General features: G+C 47.4%; 15 protein-coding genes. 13 read left to right on the forward strand and 2 right to left on the reverse strand.

What is annotated here, in order from left to right; translation table 11 throughout:
• Positions 1 to 2: 2 nt before the first annotated feature.
• Entirely contained in the window at positions 3 to 1,895 is a 1,893-nt protein-coding gene (locus tag P3X63_RS02000; protein ID WP_277692393.1) for a DUF2207 domain-containing protein, read from the forward strand.
• Between the two features lie 37 nt (positions 1,896 to 1,932).
• Here the strand turns inward: P3X63_RS02000 and P3X63_RS02005 are convergent, their stop codons facing one another.
• Both P3X63_RS02005 and P3X63_RS02010 read right to left on the reverse strand, forming a co-directional pair.
• Positions 1,933 to 2,403, reverse strand: a complete 471-nt coding sequence (locus tag P3X63_RS02005) for a DUF4188 domain-containing protein (protein WP_077735757.1) — start codon at positions 2,401 to 2,403, stop codon at positions 1,933 to 1,935.
• Positions 2,396 to 2,962 carry a PadR family transcriptional regulator gene (locus tag P3X63_RS02010; RefSeq protein WP_077735756.1) on the reverse strand — a complete coding sequence of 189 codons (567 nt, stop codon included), beginning with the start codon at positions 2,960 to 2,962 and terminating at the stop codon, positions 2,396 to 2,398. The genes P3X63_RS02005 and P3X63_RS02010 overlap by 8 nt, the downstream gene beginning before the upstream one ends.
• 299 nt (positions 2,963 to 3,261) lie before the next feature.
• Between P3X63_RS02010 and P3X63_RS02015 the strand changes: the two genes are divergently transcribed.
• The 12 genes from P3X63_RS02015 to P3X63_RS02070 all read left to right on the forward strand — a co-directional run bounded on the left by P3X63_RS02015 (position 3,262) and on the right by P3X63_RS02070 (position 14,241).
• Complete coding sequence (locus P3X63_RS02015; protein ID WP_026585802.1) at positions 3,262 to 3,864, forward strand: TerD family protein; 603 nt, start codon at positions 3,262 to 3,264, stop codon at positions 3,862 to 3,864.
• A gap of 27 nt (positions 3,865 to 3,891) precedes the next feature.
• Complete coding sequence (locus P3X63_RS02020; RefSeq protein ID WP_026585803.1) at positions 3,892 to 4,473, forward strand: TerD family protein; 582 nt, start codon at positions 3,892 to 3,894, stop codon at positions 4,471 to 4,473.
• A 57-nt stretch (positions 4,474 to 4,530) separates the two neighbouring features.
• The gene (locus P3X63_RS02025) at positions 4,531 to 5,109 is read left to right on the forward strand and encodes a TerD family protein (RefSeq protein ID WP_026585804.1); all 579 of its coding nucleotides are present in this window, start codon (positions 4,531 to 4,533) and stop codon (positions 5,107 to 5,109) included.
• A 70-nt stretch (positions 5,110 to 5,179) separates the two neighbouring features.
• Positions 5,180 to 5,953 (forward strand): TerC family protein, encoded by a 774-nt coding sequence (locus tag P3X63_RS02030; protein ID WP_026585805.1) that lies wholly within the window; start codon positions 5,180 to 5,182, stop codon positions 5,951 to 5,953.
• An 85-nt stretch (positions 5,954 to 6,038) separates the two neighbouring features.
• Positions 6,039 to 7,232 carry an HpcH/HpaI aldolase/citrate lyase family protein gene (locus P3X63_RS02035; RefSeq protein ID WP_026585806.1) on the forward strand — a complete coding sequence of 398 codons (1,194 nt, stop codon included), beginning with the start codon at positions 6,039 to 6,041 and terminating at the stop codon, positions 7,230 to 7,232.
• Positions 7,222 to 8,544, forward strand: coding sequence for a phosphoribosyltransferase family protein (locus P3X63_RS02040; RefSeq protein WP_277692873.1), 1,323 nt, complete (start codon positions 7,222 to 7,224; stop codon positions 8,542 to 8,544). The genes P3X63_RS02035 and P3X63_RS02040 overlap by 11 nt, the downstream gene beginning before the upstream one ends.
• Positions 8,534 to 9,643, forward strand: a complete 1,110-nt coding sequence (locus P3X63_RS02045) for a cysteine protease StiP family protein (protein ID WP_277692394.1) — start codon at positions 8,534 to 8,536, stop codon at positions 9,641 to 9,643. The genes P3X63_RS02040 and P3X63_RS02045 overlap by 11 nt, the downstream gene beginning before the upstream one ends.
• Positions 9,640 to 10,449 carry an HAD family hydrolase gene (locus P3X63_RS02050; RefSeq protein WP_277692395.1) on the forward strand — a complete coding sequence of 270 codons (810 nt, stop codon included), beginning with the start codon at positions 9,640 to 9,642 and terminating at the stop codon, positions 10,447 to 10,449. The genes P3X63_RS02045 and P3X63_RS02050 overlap by 4 nt, the downstream gene beginning before the upstream one ends.
• 11 nt (positions 10,450 to 10,460) lie before the next feature.
• Positions 10,461 to 10,697, forward strand: coding sequence for a helix-turn-helix domain-containing protein (locus P3X63_RS02055; RefSeq protein ID WP_026585809.1), 237 nt, complete (start codon positions 10,461 to 10,463; stop codon positions 10,695 to 10,697).
• On the forward strand, positions 10,687 to 12,291 hold the full coding sequence (locus tag P3X63_RS02060) for a YceG family protein (RefSeq protein WP_077735754.1): 1,605 nt from the start codon (positions 10,687 to 10,689) through the stop codon (positions 12,289 to 12,291). The genes P3X63_RS02055 and P3X63_RS02060 overlap by 11 nt, the downstream gene beginning before the upstream one ends.
• 16 nt (positions 12,292 to 12,307) lie before the next feature.
• Positions 12,308 to 13,396, forward strand: coding sequence for a toxic anion resistance protein (locus tag P3X63_RS02065; RefSeq protein WP_077735753.1), 1,089 nt, complete (start codon positions 12,308 to 12,310; stop codon positions 13,394 to 13,396).
• Positions 13,397 to 13,539: 143 nt separating this feature from the next.
• Positions 13,540 to 14,241 (forward strand): cytochrome c biogenesis CcdA family protein, encoded by a 702-nt coding sequence (locus tag P3X63_RS02070; RefSeq protein ID WP_077735752.1) that lies wholly within the window; start codon positions 13,540 to 13,542, stop codon positions 14,239 to 14,241.
• Positions 14,242 to 14,412: the final 171 nt, after the last annotated feature.

Raw genomic sequence — 14,412 nt, forward strand, 5'->3', positions numbered from 1 at the left:
CAATGATGAAGCACTCCTTTTTCTTTTTCATGCTTTTTGCTTTTTTTCTTCTCGCGGGGTTTTCTTCTATAGCCGATCAATCTTTTTCAATTGATCGTGTCGATATTCAAGCCAATGTCAAAGAAAACGGCGACTTGGATGTGGAGGAGGTTTACACATACCGCTTCAAGGGTTCCTTCAACGGGGCGTCAAGGTCGTTCAGCAAGGATGAAACAGGGCGGATAAAAGGCTTTAAAGCGTACCTGCTTGCAAAAACCGGCGAAGCCCGTCCGTTAAAAACAACGCAGGAAGATGGAACCTACTTTGCTCATACCGCGGTAAAAGATGAAGCAAAGAAAGTGCTGTTTCACTATGCTGTCGAAGATGCTGCGAAGAAATTTGAGGACACCTCTGTTTTGCGCCATTCTTTTTTCCAAAAAACGAATACAGTGATGCATCATGTAAACATTCGGGTCAGGCTTCCTGATTCGGTTCAGCCGGCGGATATCCATGCGTTTCTCCGTGAAAAAGGCGATGGTGAAATAACAGGGATCAGCTACCATACCGTTATATATCACAGCGGGATGATCCCGGCGGGGACAAGCTCCGAGCTGAGAATCTATTTCCCGCAAAACGCCCTGCCTAAGGCGGTTCGCCATCCTTCCTACCAAACGGTGGACGATTTGTTAGCGGAGGAAAAAAACGAGGCGGAGCGCTATGCCAAGCGGGGTGGACGGCTGGAAAACGCCGACAGGACGGCATCGGTTTTTTCCGGCATCATCGGTTTGATGATTGTCGCGGTCCTGATTCTTTCATTGGTGAAGAAAAGGCGGCAAAAACTGCTCCCGCTTGAAAAGCTGGAAGCCTTTGATCCTGTTCTGGTTGCCTATTTGTACAGAAAAGGCAGCCTCACAGAGCGCGATTTGCTGGCGGGGCTGCTGTCGCTTTATCAGCGCGGGCTTGTCACAATGAAAAAGGTGAGGGCGGAAGAACGATTTCTCCGCGACCGCAAAGCGCCTGATGAGACATATCAATTCGAATTCTCCGATGATCTCATGTCGCTGACAAAACCGGACCGGCTGTTCATTGAAAAGCTTTTTGAGCAAAAGGAAAACGGAGTTTACCTGTTCAGGCTGGACTCGCTCAGCGGACCGACTGAAGAGGAAATTGAGGAAAAGGAAGGGTTGGAGAAATACGAGCGGAAACGAATCATTCTTCAGAATGTTGTTCAAAAATGGACGGAGAACATCAGGCAGGACGCCGTATATAAAGAGTTATTTCAAGAGAACCGCTGGCTGCGCATGCTGTCGCTTACACTGCTCTTCTTCCAAACGGGGTTCCTGCTTTATATCATGGCTGCGGATGTTGTGCCTCAGGCCGGTTTTATGATCGTATGTATGATTTTCGGCTTTGCCTTATCGGCAGGCATCGTTTTGGCCAAGTATAAACTGTATTCGATCATGTTTTTTCTCGGGCTGTTTATCGCATCTCTCTTTACGGACAGCATTTCGACCATTCTGTTTTACGGTATAAGCCTCGCGCTTTCCATCGTATTGATTGCGCTCATTCCGTCCATCAAGGAAAGCAGGTCTGCCTTCATCTACAGAAGGTCGGTTCTCTCATGGAGAAACCAGCTGAGACAAGGAGCAGGCCTTTCAGAGAGAAGCCTGTCTGAAAATGAAAAAATCTTCGTATATGCCATTGTCCTTGAAATCGAGGATGAGTCAATGGCGTTTGTCAAAGGATCAAAAAACGGACTTGACCAAGCCTTCCCAATCCTTGGCATGGCCGCCTGCGGCGATTTTCATTACCCGTTCTTGAGCTGGCAGCAGACCTTGGCTGTTCATGGTCATACGGCAGCCCATCATGCAGGCGGTTCAGGATCGGACGGGGGAAGTGGGCCGGGGGCTTTTTGAAGGCTATCTGAATCCAGATAGCCTTTTTCAGCGCGGCTTATCCCCGCAGCCGCTGTTCCGCTGTTTTTGTACGGTGGGTGACGGGTTGATGGCCGTATGCTTTCGCAAGGCCGAATGCCGGCATATTGTGATAGAAGGTTTCATAACGGCCCTTCGGAACCGTATATGTTTCATGATAAATGCCGACAGCGCCTGATGCCGCTGTTTTTTGATAAAAGCGGCGCCAGGCAGCCATATGTTTTCCGCCTTTCGCATAGGCGGTCAAAGCTTCGAAAGAGCGCCAGTATTGAACCAGCAGGATCGTCCGGAAATTGATGGCCGATTCCATAGAAAGAAAGCCGAGATCTTTGTTTTGGTAAAGCTCGCGAATCATAGGCGGCATGGCGGTGAAAACCGGCCACCATTGGTGAACCGCATGCCATTTGTTGATTCTCATGCCGATCACAAACACGACCACTTCGTCCTCAGGATCTGCCGTAAAAGGCTTGGTGATGATCGTTTTACCCATCTTTCTCATCCTCTCCGTTTACTAAGCGTCCGATTGTCGCTTCACACCACTCGATCCCGGCCATTGTGCTGCGCTTACCGAAATCAAGTGTGAACAGCCAATATTCAGCATCTGTCGAGTGATCACCGCATGACAGAATGGATTGTTCGATCGTTTCATACATCACGTACCGTTCTTGAAGCTTGCGCTGATATTCCCTGACTTTCTCAGCAGTCGCCGGGCGCTCCTGCTGTCTGGAGAAAAAAATCTTCAGCAGAAACTCGTTTTTTTCCGCAGCGATTTCTTTAATCGGTTCTTCAAGCCAGCTTTGCAGCGCTTTTTGTCCTTCTGCGGTTATGCGGTACTCCTTTCTATCCGGTTTCTTATCCTGCGCGGCAGGCGCAGCGGTCACCCATCCGGTATCCGCTAAATGCTTGAGGGCGGGGTAGATTTGGCCGTAGCTGATTTTCCAAAAGTGGTTCAGGCTTTGGTCGATCATTTGCTTCATTTCATATCCGGTTCGGTATCCGGCAGTAATCAATCCGAGCAAAGCGTAGGTCGTCTGATTTCTTTTCGTCATGGGCTGCCTCCATATATCTCTTTGATATATATCTTTTAGATACATAATAGCAAAGGTGTGATGATCATTGCAACACAGCGGAGCATTTTTCTCAGGAAGATTATAAAAAAATATGAAATGATACGAAACCTTTAGGCGGATCAGTCCGTATATATAGTTAAGCAAGTTAAATAATGATTCATTAGTCTTGTATTTATGCAGACATGAATCACGCTGGCGTGATAATAAGGTCTTTAAAACTCTTGATCTCATGCAGCAGAATATGATCCGAAAGTTAAAATAATGAGGGAGTGAATCATTTGGCTATTTCTTTAGAGAAAGGTCAGCGAATCGATTTAACAAAAGGAAATGCGGGGCTTTCGAAAATTATGGTCGGCCTCGGCTGGGACCCTGTATCTTCTGGCAGCGGCGGATTTTTTGGTAAACTGTTTGGAGGAGGCGCCCCGAATATTGATTGTGATGCTTCTGTGCTGATGCTGGAGAATAACAGAATGACAGAAAAGAAGAATGTCATTTACTTCGGAAATTTAAAAAGCAGATGCGGCAGTGTTGAGCATACAGGTGACAATTTGACAGGGGAAGGCAGCGGCGATGATGAGCAGATTATCGTAGACCTTCAAAAGGTTCCCGCAAACATTGACAAGCTGGTGTTTGTCGTCAATATATACGATTGCGTCAAACGCAGCCAGCATTTCGGAATGATTGAAAATGCCTTCATCCGCGTGGTTGATATGAACAATCGCCAAGAGATGGTAAAGTACAATCTGAAGGAGGACTATTCGGGCCGGACAAGCCTGATTACGGGAGAGATATACCGGCACGGAAACGAATGGAAGTTCACGGCTGTCGGAGAAGGTACAAACGATACAAGCATTACGGACATCGTCAAACGCTACGCCTAAAATAATTGAGCAAAAGGAGCGATTTAGATGGCAATTTCATTAGCGAAAGGTCAGAAGGTTGATTTAACGAAAACAAATCCGGGGCTCTCAAAGGTAGTTGTCGGTTTGGGCTGGGACGTCAACAAATATGACGGAGGATTCGATTTTGACCTTGATGCCAGCGTGTTCCTGCTGGATGCCGAAGGCAAGTGCGCTTCAGAGAAAGATTTTATTTTCTATAATCAAACACAAGGCGGAAACGGGTCTGTTGTACATACAGGCGACAATCGGACAGGTCAAGGGGAAGGAGATGATGAACAGGTATCAATCGACTTGAACGCTGTGCCTGACAATATTCAAAAAATCTCTTTTGTCATTACCATTCATGATGCTGAAGCCCGCCGCCAAAATTTCGGTCAGGTGTCTAACGCTTATGTCCGCGTGATCAATGAAGACTCCAACGAAGAGTTGATCCGTTATGATCTTGCCGAGGATTTCTCAATTGAAACGGCGCTGATCACCGGTGAACTTTACCGCCATGCCGGAGAGTGGAAATTTTCAGCGATCGGTTCAGGCTATCAGGGCGGATTGGCGCGGATCGCCACTGATTTCGGCCTGCAGATCGGCTAGCTGACAGACCGCACCGGTTTCCAAGTAGCCTGATAATTCGCGAAGGAGGTTCCATACATGGCTATTCAGTTATCTAAAGGACAGAGAATCGATTTAACGAAGACGAATCCGGGCTTAACAAAGGCATTGATCGGCTTAGGCTGGGATACAAACAAATACACAGGCGGAGCGGACTTTGACTTGGATGCTTCGGCATTTCTTGTCGACGGGAATGACAAATGTGTGAATGACCACGATTTTGTTTTTTACAACAATCTCGAGCATCCGAGCGGCGCTGTCATCCATACGGGTGACAACCGGACAGGCGAAGGGGAAGGCGATGATGAGCAGATCCTTGTCGAATTTTCCAAAATTCCCGCACACGTCGAGAAAATCGGGATCACGGTCACGATTCATGACGCGGAAAGCCGCCGTCAAAACTTTGGACAAGTATCAAACGCATTCGTCCGGCTCGTCGACGACTCTACAAATGAAGAGCTGCTTCGTTTTGATTTAGGCGAGGATTTTTCGATTGAGACAGCGGTAGTGGTTTGTGAGCTGTACCGCAACGGATCAGATTGGAAATTTAACGCCATCGGCAGCGGTTTTTCCGGGGGATTGGCATCCCTTTGCCGCAATTACGGCTTACAAGTTTAGTTTTGCCGACTGAACCGCCTGTGTTCTCGCGGTTCAGTCTTCTCTTTTTAAAATTAGGAGGTAACCAATAGTGGATTTATTTCATCATGTTATATCAGTTTATGCTTCATTCTTTGATTGGGGCATGTGGGTCGAGGTGCTGACCGACCCTGTTTCCTGGGGGCTGATCGGCTCTCTCGTCGTGCTGGAAGGACTTTTATCAGCGGACAACGCCCTTGTTCTCGCCGTTATGGTCAAACACCTTCCGGAAAAACAGCGCAAAAAAGCGTTGACTTATGGATTGATCGGAGCATATTTCTTCAGATTCCTCTTTATCGGGCTCGGTATGATCCTGATCAAATTCTGGTGGATTAAGCTGATCGGTGCCGCCTATTTGGCGTGGCTCGTGATCAAGCATTTCTTTATCGGCGAAGGTGATGACGAATCCGGCGCCATCAAAAAAGACGGCTGGATGGTTCGCGTGTTCGGCGTTTTCTGGGCTACAGTCATCTCAGTTGAACTCATGGACCTGGCGTTTTCAGTTGACAGCATTCTTGCCGCATTTGCGGTGTCTGAAAAAGTCTGGGTGCTTTTGATCGGCGGAATGCTCGGGATCTTGATGATGCGTACTGTCGCGAAATTCTTCCTCACGCTGATTGATAAGGTGCCTGAATTGGAAGCAACCGCATTTGTTTTAATCGGAATCATCGCATTGAAAATGGCGGCCAGTGTATGGCACATTGAAATGCCGCACAGCGTGTTCTTCATCATTCTGATTGTTGCCTTTGCGGCTACATTTGTCATTCACTATATGAACAAACAAAAAGCCGTCAAAGAGCAAACGGCCGCTTCAAAAGAAGAATAAAACTCAGAAAAGGGGGGGAGTGCATCTGCTCCGCCCCTTTTAATCAATAGGAGATATCGTTCCTATTCAAAAGAAGGTGACCCATGTGCAATACTTTCATTTTTTATCCCCCTCTCAAAAAGAAGATATCTTTTTCAAACAGCCGGGGTCGGTGACGAAAGACTCTCCGAAACACATACTTGAGCATGCGCTCGGAGCAACGCTCTATGTTCCGGGAAACCGTAAAGATATTGCCGATATGATCACAAAGCAAAAATATCCCGAACTTTGTTCCGTTGTGTTTTGCCTTGAAGATTCGATCGGCGACTGCGAAGTTCTTCAGGCGGAAAACAATCTTGTCAGTCAGGCTGATATCATTTATCAGGCGCAAAAACTCGGGACCATCACGAGCGAGGTCCTGCCGTTGATGTTCATCCGCGTCCGCGAACCTGAACAAATGCTTGAATTGGGCAATAAGCTCGGACGTGCGCTTCACTTGTTTACCGGGTTTGTATTCCCTAAGTTCTCCACATTTAATGCTGAACACTATCTCGATACACTGTCTACATTATCAAAAGAGTCGGGCATTGCCTTATACGGGATGCCGATCTTTGAGACGCCTGATTTGCTTGTAATGGAAACAAGGATCAAAGCTTTGCACGAATTAAAAGAGACGCTTGTTTTTTATCAGGACGTCATTTTGAACATACGGATCGGCGCCACCGATCTGTGCGGTCTTTACGGATTAAGGAGAAAGCCGCAGACCTCGATTTATGACATTATGGTCATCGCCGATTTTATCAAAGACATGATCAATTATTTTGGATTGCAGTTTGTGATCTCCGGTCCTGTATGGGAGTATTTTGAAGATCGTTCACATACCGCCGCATCTCTTTCGGGACGGACTTCGTATTGGAAGACAGCAGCGGGCGGAGATCTGCACTTGCTCAATCCGTATATGGACGGGCTGATCAATGAAACACGCCTTGATCTCGCCAACGGCATCCATGGCAAAACTGTGATTCACCCGACACATCTCAAACCGGTGCAGAGCATGCATGTCATTTCAATTGAAGAGTACTTGGACGCCGTCAGCATTCTCGAAAGTGCGGACGGCACACGCGGTATTGTGAAAAGCTCTTTTTCCAACAAAATGAATGAAATCAAGCCGCACTTAACATGGGCGAGAAAAATACTGTTAAAGTCAGAGATATATGGGGTGTATCATGAAAACCGCAGCTACATGGACATACTTACCGCAGAAAAGCAGCTTTCAAATATTGAATCATATGGAAGTTGAGTTGACGATTACTGACAATCCGCTCTCCATTCCCCCGCGGGCATTATTTGAAATGGCGGCGAGGGTCAATAAAAAACGGGGGTTTTTGTTTGTCAGCAAAATCCTCGGCAAACACATACCGGTCCATCCATTAAAGCCGCTCATTGCATCAGGGCTTTTAGCGATGGAACACGCCGAGCGGACTTCCGGTTCGCTGATTGATGGGAAAGCCGCACTCGTATCAGGGCTGTTGGAAGAGGATCATGAGCTTGTGAAAATGGCTTACGATCTTCTAAAAAAGCAGCGCATCAAGCCTGCTGCACCTCCGCTTGTCATCGGGTTTGCCGAAACGGCGACAGCGCTTGGACATGGTGTGTTCGACTGTTTAGAAGGCGCGTCGTTTATTCATACGACAAGGGAGGCATTAAAGGATATCGAATCCGCCCTTGTGTTTGAAGAAGAGCATTCACACGCCGTTGATCAGCGCTGCTATACAGACGGGCCCGTGTTCGAAAGCGACAGACCCGTGATTTTAGTGGATGACGAAATCACCACCGGCAAAACGGCGCTGAACATCATCAGGGATATTCAGAAAAAGCATCCGCGCAGGGAATATGCCGTTCTTTCACTATTAGACTGGCGGTCTAGCGAGCATAAAGAAGCGTTCCGCAAAGCGGAAGCAGAGCTCGGCGTCACCATAACGACAACCTCATTGCTGTCAGGATCTGTTGTATTTAAAGGCGAAACGCTTGATCGGTCACACTATGATTATCATCCGCATAGCGATGGCGGAGACCTCTCCATCCGGCACATCGATGTTGGCGAAGAGTTCACAGCGCTCCCCTTTGCGGCAGAAAAAACAGGCAGGGCTTCATTTGTGAAAGAGACCGGCCGGTTTGGCATCTCCGATCATGATCAACAAGCGGTCGAGGAGGCCTGCCGAAAAGCGGGCAGCCGCCTTCAAGCGCTTCGAAAAGGGAAGCGTGCGCTTTGTTTAGGAACGGGAGAGTTTATGTATCTTCCTATGAAAATCGCAGCTTTCATGGGTGAAGGTGTTTCCTATCAATCAACGACGAGAAGCCCGATCCATCCATCTGACAGAGATCAATATGCCGTAAAAAACGGCTTTTGCTTTCCAAGCCCGGAGGATGAGGACATCAGACATTATGTCTACAACCTTCCAAAACGGGGCTATGATGAAGTGTTTATTTTTGTTGAAAAGCCTGTCACGAAAACGTCGCTGCAGCCGCTCCTAGAGGTTTTCAGTGATAGAAAAATAGAGAATGTCACCATTGTGGCTTTTTCTAAAGGAAGTGATCTTCATGACCAATAGAGTTCTGACAATGGGGAGTTATCCCGCATCTGATGTGACATTTTTGTTAAAGGATCTTTCAGGCCTTTCGATCGAAAAAAGCACCCGTGAACGGGAAAACTTGATTCAAAGCGGCACACATTATTCAGAAATGCTGCCTGTTGAATATAAACCGACGGATGAATATATGAGGCTCTTTTATGCTTCGCTTGAAGACAGCAAGCAAAAGGTGGCCGAAGCCGTCGCGATTGTCGCTGAACAAATCGTTCAAAAACGGGGACTGCATACAGTACTGTGCAGCTTGGCACGGGCCGGGACGCCGATCGGTGTCTTGATTAAACGGTATATCGAAGTGAAATACGATGCAGCGCTTCCTCATTACAGCGTCTCAATCATCCGTGACAGGGGAATCGACGAAAATGCGCTTCATTACATTCTCGAACATCATCCCGGCGCTTCTGTCGCGTTTATTGACGGCTGGACTGGGAAAGGCGCGATTACAAAAGAATTGACGCGGGCTGTTAGCGATTTTAACAAAGCGTACGGAACAGCGCTTTCTTCTGAACTGGCGGTTTTGGCAGACCCGGGGTATTGTTCGTCTCTATACGGAACGAGGGAAGATTTTCTCATTCCAAGCGCCTGCTTGAATTCCACTGTATCCGGTCTTGTCAGCCGAACCGTTTTCAATCAAAAGTGGATTGGAAAAGACGATTTTCACGGAGCGAAATTTTATGAAGAGCTATTGGAGGAAGACGTGTCAAACCTCTATGTCGATACCATCGCCGCCGAATTTCCCGCCTTATTCAAAACAGCCGCGGAAACGGCGGCACTGCTGATGAATCATAGCGAAAAGCCGGATTGGCGCGGGCTGGCATCCATCGCAACCATACAAAAAGCGTTTGGCATTGACAACACGCATTTGATCAAGCCGGGTGTCGGTGAGACGACGAGAGTGCTGCTGCGCAGAGTGCCTTGGAAAATCTTGATCAAGCCCGGATCACAGAAACGGCTGAAACACATCTTGCTTCTGGCCGAAGACAGGGGCGTTCCGGTGGAAGAATACAAGGATATGTCCTACAGCTGCTGCGGATTGATCCGTCCGGTCAGGAGGGACATATGAAAGCTTTCGCGAGTGATTTGGACAGAACATTGATTTATTCGAAAAAGATGATTGAAGCATATGGGGCAGAAACTGACTATCAGCTCATCGAAACCCTTGAAGGAAAAGAAATTTCCTATATTTCGGAGAAGACGAAGGAGAATCTTCGCAAGATCTGTGAAAACATGCTGTTTATTCCGGTCACGACCAGAACGACTGAGCAATACAAGAGAATCACTTTATTTCAGGAGACGATCGTTCCTGAATACGCGATTACAACCAATGGCGGCTGCATTTTAAAAAACGGCATGCCGATCAGGGAATGGTCCGGGTACATAGAAAAAAAGCTTCAATCCTGCATGCCGATCAGTGATATGCTGGAGGAAATCGCAAAGCTCCCGGTTTCTCATGCAGCAGAAAGAGTCAGAACAGCGCACCACTATTTTGTATATTTGATCTTTGCTGAGGAAAATGTGTGCAAAATCAACGCTTCCGCCGCCAAAGCATGGGCGGCGGATAAAGGGTGGCAGGTATCATCGCAGGGAAGAAAGCTTTATTTTATTCCGGAGCCGCTCAATAAATGGAGTGCGGTTGACTATTTGAAGCGCGAGCTCAAGCTTGAAAAAGTGTATGCGGCGGGAGATTCGCTGCTGGATTTTGATTTGATCGCACAAGCGGACTACGGTGTTTCACCCGCCCACGGAGAAGTGCTCCATCATGATCCCGATCTCAACAGGACAATGCGTCCGGGCATGAAAGCAGCGGATGAAATAACGAAGCATATTGTGAACCTCTCCAGTCCTTCGGCCAAAGAAAACATATTTTAGGATGATCAGTCATGATTAAAATAATCGATCTCACCAGCCGCGACATTCTCAGTTCCCAGCAAGCCTGTGAAGAGTGGGGGATTGACTCGTCAACGCTCCGCAAAAGAGTACATGATTTTCCCGTGGGAACCATCAGGAAGTTCGGGACGAGCTATGCTGTGACAAGAGCCGGCATGTGTGCCGTCTTTGGAAGGAAAAATGACGCACAAATGAAGAAAGGGGGGACGGGTGAGCGCTATGAGTCATGATGTGAATGTTCAAACTGCACAGTTCAAAGATGAGGAATGGAAGCAGGTCATCCATAAGCCGCTTACAGAAAGAACCCCGTACGAAAAAGGCAGCCAGCTGACGATCAGCCGTGTGGCGGGGCGGATTCTCGGAACGCCCCATGATGAAACAGACTATTTTATTGAACTGCATGAGCTGTATGTGTCAGGGCGTTTTCATATATTGAGTGAAACGCTTGATAAAACGATTGCTCCGGAAAGGTTTCAGGCCATTCAGCAGATCCATATGATCAATCAGAAAGAAAAAGGGCTTTCCGTCAATCGGTTTGTCGCCTTTCTCGACGGTGAGCGGCTCATCGCCGATCATTCCGATCCAGTCATGCACCGGCATTTAAGGAAGGCGCTGATCGAAGTGCTGCAGACGTTTCAGTCTTCACATGAAAAGGGTTTTCATGACCCTGATTTCCGCCGGGTGCTTCTTGATCTTGTCAAATGGATGGGCAATCATCTTGAGAAATGGCTGAAAGAGGCCGATATTGAAAAAGAAATGCCGAAGGTGGTGTGGTACGGAGATGCAACAAAAAGCCAAAGGTATTTTTTATACTACTTGATGCTCATCGGGTGTGATGTGCTGATTTTTCACCCGGAGGGAAAGGATCAATTTCAGGAGCTGGACCGTGATCAACGGCTTTCTTTCGTCTATACGTATCCGGGAGTCTCTGCCGTTGAGCCGTTTCCGACAGAAAAACCGCAGCGCAAATCAACGGTGGCGTACCGGTCAACGAAGGAATTGGACACCGTGCTGCACAATGAAGACTCCCTGATGTATAAGCCGTGGCAATTCAGGGAGCACACGCCGGTTTCCGTCACATTGAAGACCACCTATGATGAACTGTTTTTAATTGCGAAAGAACGCGCTTTTATCCGGCCTAATTTTAAGGCGTCCAAAACAACGGTAGAGATTCCTCATTTATTTGCGATGGTCATGGGGGTCTCCGCCAATGAAAAGGAATACTGGGACCGTTTGCAGACATTGACGGAGTACAAGGAATCCCATACGATCAGGCGCTTTCCGTTTACAGAAGAAGAGAAGGCCAACTATCAATTCCATTACAGCGATACCCTTGACCAAACAGGCGGAATCGATCCCGGCCGGTTGATGGAAAGCCATATATGGCGTTACAAGCATTTGCCTGAGGGCGTACAGCTCGGCATCGCCGAAGCCGTGTCGAGAATGTGCAAAAAACCGAAGCTTTTGCCTTTAAACGGGGAAAAAACGGCGGAGGTGCAGCTGTATTTGTTTACACAGGCAGTCCGCCTTCCGCAAGAGCTTGTCAACCTCATTCAGACCTTTGACTATTCGCAGACCGTGCCAAAGCTGATTTTGTATCATACCGAACAGTCCGGCGCATTATCCAGATCGGACGCTGTGGCTCTGCTTCTTTTGAATGAAATCGGAATCGATATCATCGTTTATAATCCTCCGGGCCACAAATGCATCGATCATTATATTGATGATCAGCTGTTTGACACACACTGGCTTGATGAGATGTCATTCAATCAGGAGTTCAGGGAGCCATCGATCGTGCGAAAGTTCATCAATAAAATCTTTTAATAAGGAGGCCATCCAAATGGCAAATGAAACAAGCATCGTCAATATCAATAAAGAGGAAGAGATCTCGGTTGAAAAAGCGGAGGATATCCGCGCCAAGCTGCGCCAGGAGCCAGAAGTTCAAGCCCTGGCCCATCAGATCGATGTGAAAAACCAGGTGGCGCTGTTAGAATTCGGGAAGGAGCCTGCACTTGAAATTTCCAAGTTCTCCGACCGCATTCTGTCGATGATGAGATCGAACAGTGTCACAGACTCGGGCGCCATGCTGACCCAGCTCGGCAAAATCATGGACCGCTTTGACAAGAATGATTTTGAAGAACAGAAAGGCTTTCTCTCTAAAATCTTCAAACGCGGAAACAGCATCATCGAGAAAATCTTTAAAAAGTATCAAACACTTGGCGGCGAAATTGAAAAAATCAACGTTGAAATTAACAAATATAAAGATGAAATGACGAAATCGACGGTCACGCTGGATGAAATGTATGAAAACAACCTCCAATACTATGTCGAACTGGAAAAATATGTTGTCGCCGGCCAAATGAAAATCGAGGAGCTGAAACAGCTGCTTCCAGAATATGAAGCGAAAGCGGCCAGCGGGAACCAAATGGCGCAGATGGAGCTCGACACCTTGAGAAACGGCATTCAGGCCCTCGAAGAACGGGTGTATGATCTGGACATGGCGCGGATGGTCGCGATTCAAACAGCACCGCAGATCCGCCTGTTGCAGCGCGGAAACACAAAGCTGATCGGAAAAATCAACTCCGCTTTCATCATCACGATTCCGATCTTCAAAAACGGCATCATCCAGGCTGTCACCGCCAAGCGCCAGAAGCTTGTCGCTGATTCAATGAGCGAACTCGACCGCCGCACAAATGAAATGCTGAAGCGCAATGCGGAGAACATTTCCAACCAGTCCGTCGAGATTGCGAGAATGTCAGGCAGACCAAGCATCGATATTGAAACGATCGAACAATCGTGGAACACGATTGTCAAAGGGATGCAGGAAACGAAACAGATCGAAGATGAAAACAAACGCCTGCGTGAAGAAGGAGCAAAACGGATTTTGGAGCTTCAGGACAATATGAAAAAAACCGCATTGAATGGTTGATGCGGAAAGCCGTCTGCTGCAGGCGGCTTTTTTTGTGTGCAAATATGTCATGAAAATGAAAAAAATCCGGACCTGACAAGCATTCAGGTTATGTTATACTGTTATGGAATAAGATGCATAAAAATGAAGCGGGTGGAAAATTGATGGTTACTTGGTGGTTGGCGTTCGGCGGCGGCGTTTTGTCGTTTATTTCCCCATGCTGCCTGCCGCTCTATCCTTCTTTTATTTCTTACATTACCGGAATTTCTGTCAGCGATTTAAAAGACCAAAACTCCAAACAGATGACTCGTTCTGTCATGATTCATGCAGCTGCCTTTTTGGCGGGGTTTTCCGTCATTTTTTACACGCTGGGTTTCTCCGCGAGCTCACTCGGCCTGCTGTTTGTCAAATATCAGAGCTTGATCCGCATGCTGGGCGGAATTTTCGTGGCTGTCATGGGGCTGTTTTTGCTCGGAGTCTTTCAGCCGCAATTCATGATGAAGGAAAGGCGGTTTTCGTTTAGAAAAGGGAAAATCGGCATATTGAATTCAATGCTGGTGGGAGTGATCTTTGCCGCAGGGTGGACGCCCTGTATCGGCCCGATTTTCGGCACGATCGCATATGCCAATTTTCAACATCCCGATCCGGTACAGACATTGATCACAGTTACCGCTTATTCATTGGGCTTTGCTATTCCTTTTTTGCTGATGGCATTTTTCATCGGAAAAATCAAACCGTTCATGAAATACTCGAAGCTGCTGATGAAAATCGGCGGCGCCATCATGGTCTTCATCGGGGTCCTTCTATATACAGACAAGATGATCTGGTTGAATATTTGGTTTTCGGATTTGACGAACCTGTTTTAGAATGCCTTAATCGGTCATGGGAGGAGAGTTTAAATGAGGAAACTCAACATCGTATTATGGTCTGTTCTTGGCGTTGCCATTTTCCTTATGCTGGTGGGAATAATATCATACTATCAAACAGCAGGTCTTTAGATTGTCACAAATGCAGCACGCACAATGGAGCACCGCTAT

It is taken from the genome of Bacillus sp. HSf4 (assembly GCF_029537375.1).
In the GTDB taxonomy this organism is placed as follows: domain Bacteria; phylum Bacillota; class Bacilli; order Bacillales; family Bacillaceae; genus Bacillus; species Bacillus sonorensis_A.

What these genes read in the sequence shown, in the direction of transcription:
- P3X63_RS02050 (WP_277692395.1), top strand. Translation starts at nt 9,640, where the DNA reads ATGAAAGCTTTCGCGAGTGATTTGGACAGAACATTGATTTATTCGAAA.
- P3X63_RS02010 (WP_077735756.1), bottom strand. Translation starts at nt 2,962, where the DNA reads ATGACGAAAAGAAATCAGACGACCTACGCTTTGCTCGGATTGATTACT.
- P3X63_RS02000 (WP_277692393.1), top strand. Translation starts at nt 3, where the DNA reads ATGATGAAGCACTCCTTTTTCTTTTTCATGCTTTTTGCTTTTTTTCTT.
- P3X63_RS02070 (WP_077735752.1), top strand. Translation starts at nt 13,540, where the DNA reads ATGGTTACTTGGTGGTTGGCGTTCGGCGGCGGCGTTTTGTCGTTTATT.
- P3X63_RS02040 (WP_277692873.1), top strand. Translation starts at nt 7,222, where the DNA reads ATGGAAGTTGAGTTGACGATTACTGACAATCCGCTCTCCATTCCCCCG.
- P3X63_RS02005 (WP_077735757.1), bottom strand. Translation starts at nt 2,403, where the DNA reads ATGGGTAAAACGATCATCACCAAGCCTTTTACGGCAGATCCTGAGGAC.
- P3X63_RS02045 (WP_277692394.1), top strand. Translation starts at nt 8,534, where the DNA reads ATGACCAATAGAGTTCTGACAATGGGGAGTTATCCCGCATCTGATGTG.
- P3X63_RS02060 (WP_077735754.1), top strand. Translation starts at nt 10,687, where the DNA reads ATGAGTCATGATGTGAATGTTCAAACTGCACAGTTCAAAGATGAGGAA.
- P3X63_RS02020 (WP_026585803.1), top strand. Translation starts at nt 3,892, where the DNA reads ATGGCAATTTCATTAGCGAAAGGTCAGAAGGTTGATTTAACGAAAACA.
- P3X63_RS02025 (WP_026585804.1), top strand. Translation starts at nt 4,531, where the DNA reads ATGGCTATTCAGTTATCTAAAGGACAGAGAATCGATTTAACGAAGACG.
- P3X63_RS02065 (WP_077735753.1), top strand. Translation starts at nt 12,308, where the DNA reads ATGGCAAATGAAACAAGCATCGTCAATATCAATAAAGAGGAAGAGATC.
- P3X63_RS02055 (WP_026585809.1), top strand. Translation starts at nt 10,461, where the DNA reads ATGATTAAAATAATCGATCTCACCAGCCGCGACATTCTCAGTTCCCAG.